The 13,205-nt window shown below is 63.2% G+C and carries 10 protein-coding genes; 5 read left to right on the forward strand and 5 right to left on the reverse strand.

Annotation, left to right across the window (positions count from 1 at the left end):
* Positions 1–240: 240 nt before the first annotated feature.
* A complete protein-coding gene (locus QFZ94_RS34050; RefSeq protein ID WP_368586416.1) occupies positions 241–624 on the forward strand; it encodes a hypothetical protein in 384 nt (127 codons plus the stop codon).
* Positions 625–789: 165 nt separating this feature from the next.
* Here the strand turns inward: QFZ94_RS34050 and QFZ94_RS34055 are convergent, their stop codons facing one another.
* Both QFZ94_RS34055 and QFZ94_RS34060 read right to left on the reverse strand, forming a co-directional pair.
* Positions 790–2,100, reverse strand: coding sequence for an NAD(P)/FAD-dependent oxidoreductase (locus tag QFZ94_RS34055; RefSeq protein ID WP_429462417.1), 1,311 nt, complete (start codon positions 2,098–2,100; stop codon positions 790–792).
* 25 nt (positions 2,101–2,125) lie between these two features.
* Positions 2,126–3,550: a homospermidine synthase gene (locus tag QFZ94_RS34060; RefSeq protein WP_429462419.1), complete on the reverse strand. Its 1,425-nt coding sequence runs from the start codon at positions 3,548–3,550 to the stop codon at positions 2,126–2,128.
* A gap of 105 nt (positions 3,551–3,655) precedes the next feature.
* On the opposite strand from QFZ94_RS34060, the gene QFZ94_RS34065 reads away from it, so the two are divergent.
* From QFZ94_RS34065 to QFZ94_RS34075, 3 genes are all read left to right on the forward strand, one after another.
* Complete coding sequence (locus tag QFZ94_RS34065; protein WP_368586419.1) at positions 3,656–4,123, forward strand: hypothetical protein; 468 nt, start codon at positions 3,656–3,658, stop codon at positions 4,121–4,123.
* Positions 4,124–4,379: 256 nt separating this feature from the next.
* The gene (locus QFZ94_RS34070; protein WP_429463610.1) at positions 4,380–5,513 is read left to right on the forward strand and encodes a substrate-binding domain-containing protein; all 1,134 of its coding nucleotides are present in this window, start codon (positions 4,380–4,382) and stop codon (positions 5,511–5,513) included.
* Positions 5,510–8,332 carry an ATP-binding protein gene (locus QFZ94_RS34075; protein WP_429462421.1) on the forward strand — a complete coding sequence of 941 codons (2,823 nt, stop codon included), beginning with the start codon at positions 5,510–5,512 and terminating at the stop codon, positions 8,330–8,332. The genes QFZ94_RS34070 and QFZ94_RS34075 overlap by 4 nt, the downstream gene beginning before the upstream one ends.
* 39 nt (positions 8,333–8,371) lie before the next feature.
* On the opposite strand, the gene QFZ94_RS34080 is transcribed toward QFZ94_RS34075, so the two are convergent.
* The 3 genes from QFZ94_RS34080 to QFZ94_RS34090 all read right to left on the reverse strand — a co-directional run bounded on the left by QFZ94_RS34080 (position 8,372) and on the right by QFZ94_RS34090 (position 12,058).
* On the reverse strand, positions 8,372–9,952 hold the full coding sequence (locus QFZ94_RS34080) for a response regulator (protein ID WP_429462423.1): 1,581 nt from the start codon (positions 9,950–9,952) through the stop codon (positions 8,372–8,374).
* Positions 9,953–10,151: 199 nt separating this feature from the next.
* Entirely contained in the window at positions 10,152–10,469 is a 318-nt protein-coding gene (locus QFZ94_RS34085; RefSeq protein WP_429462425.1) for a hypothetical protein, read from the reverse strand.
* A gap of 173 nt (positions 10,470–10,642) precedes the next feature.
* On the reverse strand, positions 10,643–12,058 hold the full coding sequence (locus QFZ94_RS34090) for a sigma-54 interaction domain-containing protein (RefSeq protein ID WP_410851737.1): 1,416 nt from the start codon (positions 12,056–12,058) through the stop codon (positions 10,643–10,645).
* Positions 12,059–12,316: 258 nt separating this feature from the next.
* On the opposite strand from QFZ94_RS34090, the gene QFZ94_RS34095 reads away from it, so the two are divergent.
* Positions 12,317–13,198, forward strand: coding sequence for an MBL fold metallo-hydrolase (locus QFZ94_RS34095; RefSeq protein ID WP_429462426.1), 882 nt, complete (start codon positions 12,317–12,319; stop codon positions 13,196–13,198).
* Positions 13,199–13,205: the final 7 nt, after the last annotated feature.

Raw genomic sequence — 13,205 nt, forward strand, 5'->3', positions numbered from 1 at the left:
CGTTTCCTCCTTGGATGCAGCACGGAAACGAACCGGCCTACGCGCTCCAGTCCGTCTGCCGGGCTGCGGCAAACAAATCGAAACACGCAGCGCGCCGCATGGCGGGCGCGACTGCCTGAGCGGAATTTAGAATAGTATGCACGGGGAAAATTTCAAGGTGGGTGGCGCAAAATTTTGATCTTGAATTCGGCTCAGTGCGCACTATTTTTACGACACTCGGACGAACCATGCGAGGACTTCATGGAATTCGAACATGACTGGCTCACCCTTGGTCGGCACCGAATCCGGTTGCGCTCAACGAAGGGTTTTCCAACCGAGACGATGCGCTCGGCCGCCGAAGTCATCCGGCTGGCGATCGATAACAATATGAGCGCCCGGGCGCGGCTGGTCGAAGTGGTATTCCGGCAGGAGTCGGCTTACGAAATCTCTGTCGGCACCACTTTCGCGGACGATCGGCTTTGCGTGCCGCAGCTGGAAGCGGCGATCGCGACGGTGTTGGGCTTGCAGCTGGACCAGATCAATATCTTCGTGACGGTGGTTACGCAGGAAGAGGTCGACCTGCACTTCGGCGTCTACGAAAGAATGCTGGCCGAAAAACTCGGCGTTGTGCCGCCGATCCAGTAGGGAGAGATGGATGATTGAGCCAATCGAATTTCTCACCACGATAGATGCCGCTCGCGACGGTTACGATCGATCAATCTGACGGTAGAAAGAACCAACGCTACGACGGTCCGCTGCGACTCGCCTGACGACTAGCCCGTTCGGCCGGGCATGGGGGTAGCGCGTCGGTCAGATGAGTTCACGAAGCTTGTAATACCACATGCCCAGAACCAGGGCCGGTGTGCGTAGTCTCTTGCCGCCCGGAAACCGCCGATGCCTGATGCGGCTGAATACGTCGAAGCGGGAAGCATCGCCGCCGATCGCGTCCGCCAGAATCTTGCCGGCCATTCCCGCGAACACCAGCCCGTGTCCGGAGAAGCCTTGCACATAGTAGAGGTTGTCGCCGATACGACCGAGATCCGGCGCGCGGTTCATCGTGATGTCGACAAAGCCGCCCCATGCATATTCGATCTTCACATCGGCGAGCTGCGGAAAAACGCCCGTCATGCGTCCGCGCATGCGGTCGATCAGATTGCGCGGCGTGGTGGCGTCATACGATTCGCCTGCACCGAACAGCAAACGATGATCCGCGCTGAGCCGGAAGTAATCGAGTATCAGGTTGTTGTCGGACGCCGCGGCGCGGCCCGGCATCAGCGCGTCGGCCCGCGCACTGGTAAGCGGTTCCGTCGCGATCATGTAGGTGCCCACGGGCATGATGCGGGCTTCGATCTCCGGTGCGGGATGATCGCCGAACTCTCCTAGATAAACGTTTCCAGCCATTACCACACGGTCGCACGACACCTCTCCCTCGGCTGTCTTCACGACAGGCCGAGCGCCCCGATCGAGCCGCGACACGGCGGAATTTTCGAAAATCCTGACGCCCGCGCGACGCGCCGCCTCGCCCAGACCAAGGCAATAAAGAAGCGGATGAAGATGGCCAGACCCGGCGTCGTACACGCCCGCGGCGAACCGCTGCGACGTTATATGAGCGCCGAGCGCCGTGCGGCCCAGCCAGTCGAGCGGGTAGTCGTAGCGGTCGCGCGTGCGCCGCACCCAGTTCATCAGCTGTTCGGCCTTCCGATCGCTGACGGCAAGCGTCAGATATCCGCGCCGATAATGGCAATCGATGCCGAAGCGCGCAAGCCGATCTTCCAGCAGTCGCATGCCCTCCAGCGACACGTCCCACGCCCTTCGCGCGACCTCGCGGGAACATTGGTGCTCGATCGCATCTTCACCCTCGGCGCCGAAGCCGACAATCGCGTGCCCGCCGTTACGCCCGGACGCCCCCCAGCCGATGCGCTGCGCCTCCAGCAATGCCACCTCGAAGCCACGCTCGGCTAGCTCCAGCGCACACGAAAGCCCCGCATAGCCACCGCCGATCACGCACACGTCCGCGTTGAGCTTCTCCTGCAATGGTGGCCCAGGCCGCGCACGGGTGACGCTCGCCTCGTAATACGAGTCCTCGACAACGCCCTGTTCCTTGTTCAACAGTGACGACATAAGCCGGTCTCCGAAGGTCTTCTCGCTATGGAACGCGTATGTTGAGAAATTGCCAGGGATCGTCGTCGCAGGGCGAATCGAAAAGTAGCGAGCGTTGCGCGAGCGGCGTCCATGAATCATAGACGCCGATCATCTCGCCCAGATAGGGTCGCGCGACCCGCATCACGGTTTGGTAGTCGATGTCGTCCGGCTCGACTACACCGGCGTCCGGATTCCCGAGCGCCCATACGATGCCGGCCAGGATACCGGCCACCACTTGCAGGCTGGTTGCGTCGTTATGCGGCGCGAGTCGACGGGCTTGCGGCGTGGTCAGACGGGAGCCGTACCAGTAGACTCCGTTGTCGTTTCCCATCAACAGCACGCCGAGTTCGTCGGCGCCATCGACGATCTCATCGCGCATGATCCGCTTATGGTCCTGCAGGCGCCAGCCCCGTCCGGCGAATTCGTCGATTGAAAGAAACGCATCGTCGCAGGGCCGGTAAGCGTAGTGCACCGTCGGACGGTAGATCACTTCGCCATCCTTGCGAAGTGTCAGATGGTCGGCGATGGAGATCGACTCTCCGTGGGTAATCAGGAACCCGTGATAACTACCGGCGAGCGGTGTCCAACTGCGTACGCGGGTCGCGAGTCCCGGGCGTTGCAGGTAGATCGCCGCATCACTGCCGAATCCGTGCCGGCGCGCGTCCGCAGGCCAATGCCGTTCATGCGTACCCCATCCAAGTTCCGCCGGCTGCATGCCCTCTTCCACGAAAGCGTCGACGGACCACGTATTGACGAACTCGTTTCGCGCCTTGCGGCACTTGGCGACCTGGAAGTCCCGCTCCGCTACGTGAATCGCCTTGATGTTCAGCCGGTGTGCGAGCGCAGCCCAGTCCTCGTAGCTGCGCAGCGCCGTTGGCTCGATGCCGCTGTTGGAGGCCATATCGAGCAGCGCCTGTTTGACGAACGCCGAAGCCAGTCCGGGGTTAGCGCCTTGCGTGAGAATGGCGGTCGGACCGTCGCGCTTGTCGAGGCGAAAGGCCAGCAAAGCTTCCCGAAGCGCATAGTTGCTGCGCTTCGAGGCGGAACGATCGGGATCGGTCGACTCCCCTTCCCATGGCTCGATGGATGTGTCGAGATACAGCGCGCCACGAGACCAGCAGAAGCGCACGAGCGATTCGCTCGACACGTTCACCGACAGATTCAGCACGAGGTCGCCTCTTTTGACGTAGCCAGCGAGCAGCGCCTCGAAGTTGTTCTCCGACAGCGCCTGCTCGACGACGCTCAGCCCGCATTCGCGAGCGATCGTCGTATCGTTGCCGGGCGGGCAGAACACGGTCACGCGTTCCGGGCAAACCTCGATGTGTCTGAAAAGAATCGGTAACAGCGAACTCGCGATGCTTCCTAATCCAATGATCACAATATTGCCGTGACAAACGGCGTGCTTTGTCCAATTCACCTGCGCGCTCATCTCTGCTCCCCAACCACAGCGCTTCGGTATGCGCCTGTTCTCGTGCCCGGTCGTTGTGATCCTTCGTGTCGGTCCGTACCAACCCGCTAGCATTCCGCATTCCGCATGCTGCTGCCCGCCTCGCGCTTACGGCCGCGGCGGTTCGCCGGGAACGCTCGTTGCTCGACGTGCATCGTCAATACGAAACGCATAACGGAGACAGCCATGGGCTGCGCACTTGTCGCGGCCGAACGGCGCGACCCGTTCATTGGCGGGAGAAAAGCGATGTCCATTCAGGAATATGCGCCGTATCGCGGCTGCAATATCGAGGTGAACGTCACGCTATCGAAGACGCATTGGCTCGGCGGTAAATATCGCCGTTTTCGTGTGTCATGGACCGTGACGTTGCCCGGCAATCCGCACCAGGAAGTGGTCAGTTTTCCGGAACAGTTCGATTTTCTGACTGAGCGGGAGGCGTTCAGGTATGGAGAAAATCGGGCGCACACCTATATCGATTCGATGTTGTCGACGCCGTCTCAAAGGCGCAGGCTGCGCGAGCCGGTCGCGCAGCCCGGCACACGCCATGAGGTTTGATGGCCCGAGCCGGCGCGCGCTCTTTTGCCGAAGGCGGGCCAGCCGTCGCGTGACGCGCAAGGCTCGTCGCAGCTGCGGGAAAGTCGATGCCGAGACTTCCCGCCGTTCATACACGTCCAGCGGCAGCGTGACGTTGCGCACCTGCGCACGACCCATGCCGCGCGGGAACCCGGTTGTAATATGCTAACCAGCAGCTGCTCCGCGAGCGGCTTGGGCGACACCAATGGAGCTCGACGGAGCCCCATGGAGGGACAGCATGAGAGGCTTCCTTCTGGCATTGGCATGCGCGTGCGAGCTGTCGGCGGCCACGGCGCAGGATTTATCGCCTGCCCCCAGGACTGCAGCGCCGGTCGCCGCGACGGACTTCCTGGCTATGGCGAAGCGAGTGGTCGACGCCGCTTCGCGACCCGCTGCACCCTGGAGCGGGCCGCGCAACGGCCCGCGCGCGCAATCCGGAAAACGTATCGCGGTGGTCGCCGAGGATTTGCGCAACGGCGGCATCCTCGGGGTGGTCGATGGTGTGCTGGAGGCGGCCAAGGTCATAGGCTGGCGCGTCAAGATCTTCGATTCCGGCGGTACGACCGACCTCCGTCTGAAGATGCTCGCCAATGCGCTGGCAGGCCACCCCGACGGTCTGATCCTCGCCGGGGGCGACGCATATGCGCTGCTCCCCGCACTGCGGCCGTTTGCCGACAGCGACATCCCGATCGTCGGCTGGCACGTGGCGGGGCGGGCCGGACCGGTGCCGGGCACGCCCATCGCGATGAACGTCTCGACGGACCCGCTCGAGGTTGCGCGGGTGACCGCGCTCGCGGCCATCGTGCAGTCGGCCGGACATGCGGGCGTCGTCATCTTCACGGATACCGGTTTCCGGATCGCACAGGAAAAGGCGGACGCAATGGCTGCTGTGGTTCGTGCGTGCAGCGGCTGTACCCTGCTCGAAGTGCGCGACGTGGCGATCTCGCGCAGCGAGAAGCTGGTGCCAGAGGCGACACGCGCGCTGCTCGCGCGTTACGGCCCGCGCTGGACCTGTGCGCTGGGGATCAACGACATCTACTTCGACTACGCCGTGCCGGTGTTGACGCAGGCGGGCATACCAAACGCCGCAATGATCATGCTGTCGGCCGGCGACGGCAGCGAGTCCGCCTTCCTGCGCATCCGCACCGGTACGTTCCAGACGGGGACCGTCGCCGAACCCCTGAATCTGCACGGCTGGCAGTTGGTCGACGAACTGAACCGGCTGTTCGCCGGAGAAGGCGTAACGGGTTACGTGAGCCCCGTGCATCTCGTAACGGCGGACAACATCGCCGCTGACGGCGGCGATCGCCTGCTCTACGATCCTGACAACGGCTATCGCGACATTTATCGTCGGATCTGGCAACGCCCGTGAAACTGCCATTCCCACAATCGCTGACCGCCCAGTTTGCGCTCGTTGCCTCGTGCCTGGCCGCGCTGGTGGTCGTGGTCGGCGCCACGTCGATCTATTCGTTGGCGACTTCGGCCTTCTCGATCCGTCAGCTGGCCGAAGAGCGGCTCGCCCGCCTCGTGGATGCGCAGGATCTGGTGCAGCACACGCTGACGATCGAACGCCTCGCGTTGCAGCTGTCCAGCGACGATACGGTCGAAGCGGTGCGCGAGACGCATCGGCAGGTGCTCGAACAGTTGGCATCGTTCGACGGCCTGGTCGACCGGCTGGCCTCGGCGACCACGAGCGAAGACCCTGGTGTCGACCCGCTGACGCTTTATCGGTCGAGCCAACGCTTTCGCAACATCGTCAACATCGAGGCGCAAGTGCGCGAGACCGCGCTCGCCCGCCGGGGCGCCTCGGCGGCGGCGCAACCGGCGGGTGTGTCGCTGGCCAGCCTCGACGCGGATCTGCGCGGCGCGGCCGACGCTCTCGCCGCCGCGGCGCACCGGCAGTCGGATGACTTGACGAGCGAATACCGCGAAGCAGTCCAGGATCTGGCCGCTCGCGCAGATCGCACACGCAAATGGGTGGCCGGCGGACTCGCTGTCAGCCTGTTGCTCACCTGGCTCATCGCCCGCGAATTCCTCGGGCGCCATGTCGTGGCGCGCCTGCGCCGCGTCAGCCATTTTCTGCGACATGGCGATGCCGGGAACACGCAAGCCGGCGTCCCCGTGCACGGCGGCGACGAGATTGCCGATATGGCGCGTGCTGTCGAGCAGTTCCTGGAAGACCGACGCCAACGCCGCCAGGCCGAGCAGGCGCTAAAGGAGCTCAACGCCGGACTCGAGGCGCGCGTCGCCCAGCGCACGGCGGAACTCAGTACGGCGCTAGCGGGTCAGGCCGACGAAATCGCCGAACGTCAGCACGCCGAAGATGCGCTTCGGGAAAGCGAGAACTTTCTTAACAGCATCATCGAAAACATCCCGGACACGGTCTTCGTCAAGGAGGCCGAGACCTTGCATTTCGTGCGCTTCAACAGGGCGGCGGAGCAACTTCTCGGCTACCGGCGCGAGGAACTCCTCGGCCGCTCCGTCCATGACCTGTTTCCCGCCGACGAGGCCAATTTCTTCACGCTGAAGGATCGCGCGGTGCTGGAGTCGCGGCAAATGATCGACATACCGGAGGAGCCGGTTCATACGCGACATGGACTTCGCGTCCTGCACACGATGAAAATCCCGATCGTCGATGTGCGCGGCGAGCCCCGGTTCCTGCTCGGCATCTCACGGGATATCACGGAGCAAAAGCATGCCGAAGCGGAGTTGCGGCGCTATCGCGAGCACCTCGAAGACATGATTCGCGAGCGGACAGCGGAGCTGGCCGTTGCCAAGGAGCGTGCCGATGCGGCCAACCAGGCAAAGAGCGAGTTTCTGGCGCACATGAGCCACGAGCTACGCACGCCGCTCAACGGCATTCTCGGGTACGCGCAAATCCTCAAGCGCGACACGACCCTCGATCAGCACCAGCTCGACGGACTGGCAGTCATCCAGCGCAGCGGCGAACACCTGCTTACGCTCATCGACGACATCCTGGATATCGCCAAAATCGAGGCCGGGCGAATGGAACTCAATTTGTCCGACGTCCCGCTCGAACAGTTCGTCTCCTTTATCGCCGAGACGATACGGGTGAAGGCCACGGAAAAAGGCCTGGCCTTCGCTTGCGAGATGCCGCCGGATCTGCCCGCGTGTGTGCGGGTGGACGAAATACGGTTGCGCCAGGCGTTGCTCAACCTGCTCTCGAACGCGATCAGATTTACCGAGCAGGGAACCGTGCGTCTGCGCGTCGCTTTCACCCCGCCGACGCGACTATGTTTCGAAGTCCGGGACACCGGCATCGGCATAGATCAAGGGCGTCTGGAGGAAATCTTCAGTCCTTTCGAGCAGGTCAGCGAGGACCGTCATCGCTTTGGCGGTACCGGCCTCGGGCTAGCAATTAGCCGGCAACTCGTGCGCCTGATGGGAGGCGAGATCCATGTCGAAAGTCGCCGCGATATAGGCAGCACGTTTTCGATCGAGCTGGACGTCGAGGTGGTGGCGCCTTGCGCGGCTGTCGCCGCGTCCGAACGGATCGTGAGCGGCTACAAAGGGCCGCGCAAGACTATCCTGGTCGTGGATGACGTGGCGGAGAACCGCGCCGTGATGGTCGATATGCTCGGTCCGCTCGGATTCGACATGGCGGAAGCTGCTAACGGATCTGAAGCGATGGAGAAAATCGAATCCCTCCATCCTGCGCTAGTCCTGATGGATGTGGTCATGCCCGAGACTGACGGCCTCGAAGCCACGCGTCGCTTGCGCCAGATGGCCGAATTCCGGGATCTTCCGATCGTCGCGGTCTCCGCTCGCGCGTCGAGAACCGACGCGGCGCAAAGTCTGGAAGCCGGCGCAAATGCCTTTCTCGCCAAACCGATCGACTTCGGCCAGCTATTGTCCGCCGTCGCGGCGCTCCTGAATGTCGAGTGGATCGATGCAGCTTTAGAGGCACAAGTCAGTGAAGCGGGCCCATCGGCTGTACCTGCCGCCGCGCCTCTTCCCGACCACTTGAAGGCGCCGCCGCCGGAGGAAATTCAAGCGCTGCACTACCTCGCGCGACTCGGCGATATGCGTGCCATTACGCAACATGCCCAGCACTTGACCGAGCTCGACGAGCGCTATCGACCCTTCGCGGACCACCTCTGCAGGTTGGCGAAGGCTTACCAGTCCAAGTCGATTCTCAACTTCGTCGAGCAATATCTGGAAGGAGAATAACTCCGAAGATTTGCGCCGCGGAGCGGGAATCGCTTCGTCTTACGTTCTAGCAGCATCGAGCGGAATGTGAATCGAAACCATCGTGCCCGCGCCGGGCGCGGTTTCGATCGAAAGCGATCCGCCGATCAGCCGCGCGCGCTCGTTCATGCCGAGCAGGCCATATGAATAGTCGCGCCTCACGACTTGCTGGTCGAAGCCGCGGCCGTCGTCACGCACCTGCAGTAAGAGCTTCGCCGCCGTCGATACGAGCGTCACCTCGACATGTGTGGCGTCGGCATGCCGCGCGACGTTCGTCAGCGACGCCTGTGCGATGCGGAACAGGGCCGTCGCATGAGCGTCGGACAGCGCCGGGTCGCCGCCTTCGATACGCAATTCACACGCAATCGCATGGCGGCGGTTGAACTCCTCGACAAGCCATTCGAGCGCGGACACGATGCCGAAGTTGAGCGCGGCGGGCCGCAAATGGCTCGCGACATTGCGCACCATCGAGATCGTGCCTTCGACCAGTTGACGCATATCATCGGCTTTTTTCGAAGCTTCCGCGTCGTGCGTTATGCGCATCTTGAGCAGCGACACGTCCATCTTGAGCGCAGTCAGCAATTGGCCCAGTTCGTCGTGAATCTCCATCGCAATGCGCTTTCTCTCCTCCTCGCGGATCGCCTCCATATACGCGGACAGTTCGCGCTGCTGCTCGCGCGATTCGACGAGTTCCTGTTCCATCTGCTTGCGGCCCGTAATGTCGTTCAGGCCGACATAGATCGCGGGAGAATCGTCGTAAGTCGCGACGCGCGCCGTCGCCATCGCCCAGAACCGTGTATCGTCCGCGCGCCGGAACTGTATCTCCCTATCGCGCAAGCTGCCCTCCGCGCGCAGATGCTCGATCACACGCTCGCGCTCCCCCCGGTCGGCGTAGAAATCCGCGATATTGACGGACACGTGTTCGTCCATGCCGAAGAGTTCACGCAGCGGCTGATTCGTGTACAGGATGTGCCCATCAGGCATCGACGTGATGCACAGCGGCACCGGGCTCGTTTCGACAATCGCGCGAAAGCGCGCCTCGCTTGCCTGCAAGCACACGTTGGCGCGCGCGAGTTCTTCCGTACGCAACGCGACACGCCGCTCGAGATCGTCGCGCGCTTGCGATAACGCAGCCTCCGTTTCCTTGCGCATCGCGACTTCCGCCAGCAGTTGCCGGTTTTGCGCGAGAACCTGCTTGTGCATCACCCGCAATTCGAGATGCACGCCGACGCGCGCGACCATCTCGTCGACGCGCAACGGCTTGGTCACATAGTCGACGCCACCGGCCAGAAAACCTTCGACGCGGTCCTCGTTGCCGGTCAGCGATGTCATGAACAGGACGGGAATATCGCGGGTGCGCTCATCGAGCTTGAGGCGTCGACAGGTCTCGAAGCCGTCGATGCCCGGCATCTTCACGTCGAGCAGGATCACATCGGGCTGAGAGAAGACCGCGCGCTCCAACGCTTCGATACCGTCGAGCGCCACCAGCACGCGAATGCCTCGCGCTTCGAGACTGTCGACGACTACGCCGAGATTGCCCGGCGTATCGTCGACTATCAGAATGGTGCCGGTCTGCGCAACCGGGGTGGCGAAATGGCTCATGATGCGGTGTTCCCTTTGAGAGACCGCTCAACGAGTTGCAGGGTGTCCTATTCTGCACTCGATGCCAGAGCCTGGTCCATCGCGCGCTCACCGGCTTTGGAACGACCGATGAAACAGCCGCGCCGCGGCCTCACTGCCGCTGCACGACGCTCGCACGATTTTCTCCGCTCTTCCGGGCTTTTAGCTGCGTTGCGGTTCGCTATTCCGCCAGCCCGCCCACCACAGCGAGCCGCCGGACTGCGCGAGGCTCGGTCAGTTCGTCGATCAGGTCGGCTACTTCGCACAGCGCGCGAAAGTCATACTCGTTGATCTGCTCCGCGTGATTGCGACGCAATTCGCGCATCGTTTCGCCCAGCCGTTTGAGCGCGGCAGGCGTGCTGTCGACCAGCGGCCAGCAGTGCATCAAATATGCGAGCGATTTCACGCTGCGCGCCTCGCACCACGTGTCGAACAGTCGTAGACATATCGAGTCGATCTGTTCGACGACGTTCTCCCGCTCCGACAGATAGCCCATCATGACCCATCAATTCGACATTGCATTCCGATACCTCATCATCTATGAGCGGAAGTTGTGTCGCATTCAGCGCAGGCTGGAAAACCACGGTTAGAGATCCTGATTCGCGTGTCAGGAAACCCTGAGTGACGATGAGGCGACAGCCGGCCGGCATTGCGAGCATCGCTCCGGTTTGGTTAGGCGCCCTCACCGCCCGCGATCGCTTTAAGCCGGCGATAAAGCGTGCGCTCGCTCAAACCCAATTGCGCGGCAAGCTCACTGCGTTTCCCGCGGAATTGCGCCGCCGCGCTCGCGAGCTCCGCATCGGTGAGCTTGCGCGGCAGGCCCGGACCCACGGCCAGCGATTCCTTCGCCGCGCCGGAAGTCTTATCGCGGACCGCCTCCGGCAAGTGTTCCGGGCGGATCACACCACCGTCGGCGAGCAGGTTGGCGCGCTCGAGCACGTTGCGCAATTCGCGGATGTTGCCGGGCCACGCATAGGCACGCAACAGCGCCAACGCCTCCGCCGAAATCGACGCCTTATGCGACGACCCGCTTCGCGTCGACGCAATGCGCGTCAGGATCGAATCCGCGAGCAGCGCGATGTCGTCGACACGCTCGCGCACCGCGGGCAAATGAATCGGAAACGCACTGATCCGGAAATACAGATCAGCGCGGAACTGGCCGTCCGCGACCATCCGCTCGAGCGGCTTGTGCGTGGCCGCGACGAGCCGGAAGTCGGCACGCAGCATATCGGTACTGCCCACGCGCCTGAAGGTGCCCGTTTCGATCAGCCGCAACAGCTTCACCTGAATGGATAGCGGCACGTCGCCGATTTCATCGAGAAACAGCGTGCCGCCCTGCGCGGTTTCGACGAGGCCCTGCTTCCGGCTCGTCGCGCCGGTGAACGCGCCCTTCTCGAAGCCGAACAACTCGCTTTCGAACAGCGTCTCGGTAATGCCCGAGCAATCCACCACGACGAACGGCCCTTGGGCGCGGCTGCTCGCCTCATGCAGCGCATGCGCGAACAGCTCCTTGCCGGTGCCGGATTCGCCGAGCAGCAGCACGGGCAGCATCGAAGGCGCGACGCGCTGCAAAGCGGAAATCGCCTCGTTGAACGCCGGCGCGCGCCCGACCAGACCTTCGGAGCTTGGCCGCGCGGACGCGCTCCTGACCGTGGCGAGACGCTCGACATAGGCGACGATGCGCGCGTGGCGGTCGAAGATCGGCCGCAACTCGACGTCGACGTGCTCCGGGCCTCTCGGTGTGTGATGGATATGCAGCACGCGATCCGCGCTGCGATTTTCCGTCGCGCGTTTCATCGGGCAGTGCTCGCCCGCCTGATCGCACGGCACGTCGTAGTGATGCGAAACCTGATAACAGCGGCGGCCGATGTGCGCCTGGCCTTCGACGCCGAACTGGCGCTGATAGGCGCTGTTCGCGGCCAGAATCTGATAGTGCGGATCGAGCACGATCGCCGGTTGCGGATCGTGCTCCAGATACGACACGAGCGTGCTCACGTCGGGTACCACCGTGGGCACGCCGTCAGACGCGCCAGGGGATTGCGACGGAAGCTCGGTCGAAGGGGGCGGCGCAATGTCGGGCGGGATCATCGTGATTACTCCTTGGCTGCCGCAATATACGCCGGAACTGCCATTTCTGCCACGACTGCCAAATGGCAGTGACTCTTTGCCACGGGTGAGGCCGAGCGTCGTGCAGACGCCTCTTCAATCCGCATGTCGCGCGCAATAAGCCTCTAAAAATCAGTGCGTTACAACCGAGGGCCGCGACGCTGAGGCTTGGTGGCACGACTCCTGCATTGGTGGGCGCCTCGGACTGGCTTAGTCCCCTATCGTGAGGAACCCACCGAAATGGCAACCGGCAAGCTCGCCGTCGAGGGCTTCTTCGATCCTGCGACATCGACCGTCAGCTATCTGCTGATGGATGCAGGCACGAGGAATTGCGCATTGATCGACACCGTGCTCGACTACGACCCGAAGTCGGGACGCACCTGCACCGCAACCGCGGATCGCCTCGCCGCGCGCGTGGAGTCGCTCGGCGCGCGCGTGCAATGGATACTCGAAACCCACGTGCGCGCCGATCACCTGTCGGCCGCGCCCTATCTGAAAGCGCGGCTCGGCGGTCAGATCGCAATCGGCGCGCAGGTGACGCGCGTGCAAGCCGTGTTCGGCAAGCTGTTCAACGCGGGTCCCGGGTTTCGCACCGATGGCTCGCAGTTCGATCGCCTGTTCGACAACGACGAGACGTTCAACGTCGGCGATCTGTCCGTGCGCGTGATGCACACGCCAGGCCACACGCCCGCCTGCGTGACCTATGTCGCGAGCGACGGCAGCGAAGAAGCCGCGTTCGTCGGCGACACGCTGTTCACGCCCGACTACGGCACCGCGCGCTGCGATTTTCCGGGCGGCAATGCGTCAGCGCTGTATCGCTCGATTCAGCGCATCCTCGGTCTCGCGCCGCAAACCCGCCTGTATCTGTGCCACGACTACCAGCCGGGCGGCCGGCCGCTGCTGTTCGAGACCACGGTGGCCGAGCAGCGCGAGCAGAACATCCACGTCCGCGACGGCATCGACGAAGCGTCGTTCATCGCGATGCGCACGGCCCGCGACGCCACGCTCGCGATGCCCACGCTGATCCTGCCGTCGGTGCAGGTCAACATGCGAGCGGGCCACCTGCCGCCGCCCGAAAGCGATGGCGTGTCCTACATCAAGGTACCGGTCGATGCGCTGTGAGCGCGGC

This window comes from Paraburkholderia sp. JPY465 (assembly GCF_050436725.1).
Taxonomy (GTDB): Bacteria; Pseudomonadota; Gammaproteobacteria; order Burkholderiales; family Burkholderiaceae; genus Paraburkholderia; species Paraburkholderia youngii.

Coding starts and splice junctions, on each gene's coding strand:
- QFZ94_RS34060 (WP_429462419.1), bottom strand. CDS start 3,550: ATGAGCGCGCAGGTGAATTGGACAAAGCACGCCGTTTGTCACGGCAAT.
- QFZ94_RS34070 (WP_429463610.1), top strand. CDS start 4,380: ATGAGAGGCTTCCTTCTGGCATTGGCATGCGCGTGCGAGCTGTCGGCG.
- QFZ94_RS34065 (WP_368586419.1), top strand. CDS start 3,656: ATGCTGCTGCCCGCCTCGCGCTTACGGCCGCGGCGGTTCGCCGGGAAC.
- QFZ94_RS34085 (WP_429462425.1), bottom strand. CDS start 10,469: ATGATGGGCTATCTGTCGGAGCGGGAGAACGTCGTCGAACAGATCGAC.
- QFZ94_RS34095 (WP_429462426.1), top strand. CDS start 12,317: ATGGCAACCGGCAAGCTCGCCGTCGAGGGCTTCTTCGATCCTGCGACA.
- QFZ94_RS34055 (WP_429462417.1), bottom strand. CDS start 2,100: ATGTCGTCACTGTTGAACAAGGAACAGGGCGTTGTCGAGGACTCGTAT.
- QFZ94_RS34080 (WP_429462423.1), bottom strand. CDS start 9,952: ATGAGCCATTTCGCCACCCCGGTTGCGCAGACCGGCACCATTCTGATA.
- QFZ94_RS34090 (WP_410851737.1), bottom strand. CDS start 12,058: ATGATCCCGCCCGACATTGCGCCGCCCCCTTCGACCGAGCTTCCGTCG.
- QFZ94_RS34050 (WP_368586416.1), top strand. CDS start 241: ATGGAATTCGAACATGACTGGCTCACCCTTGGTCGGCACCGAATCCGG.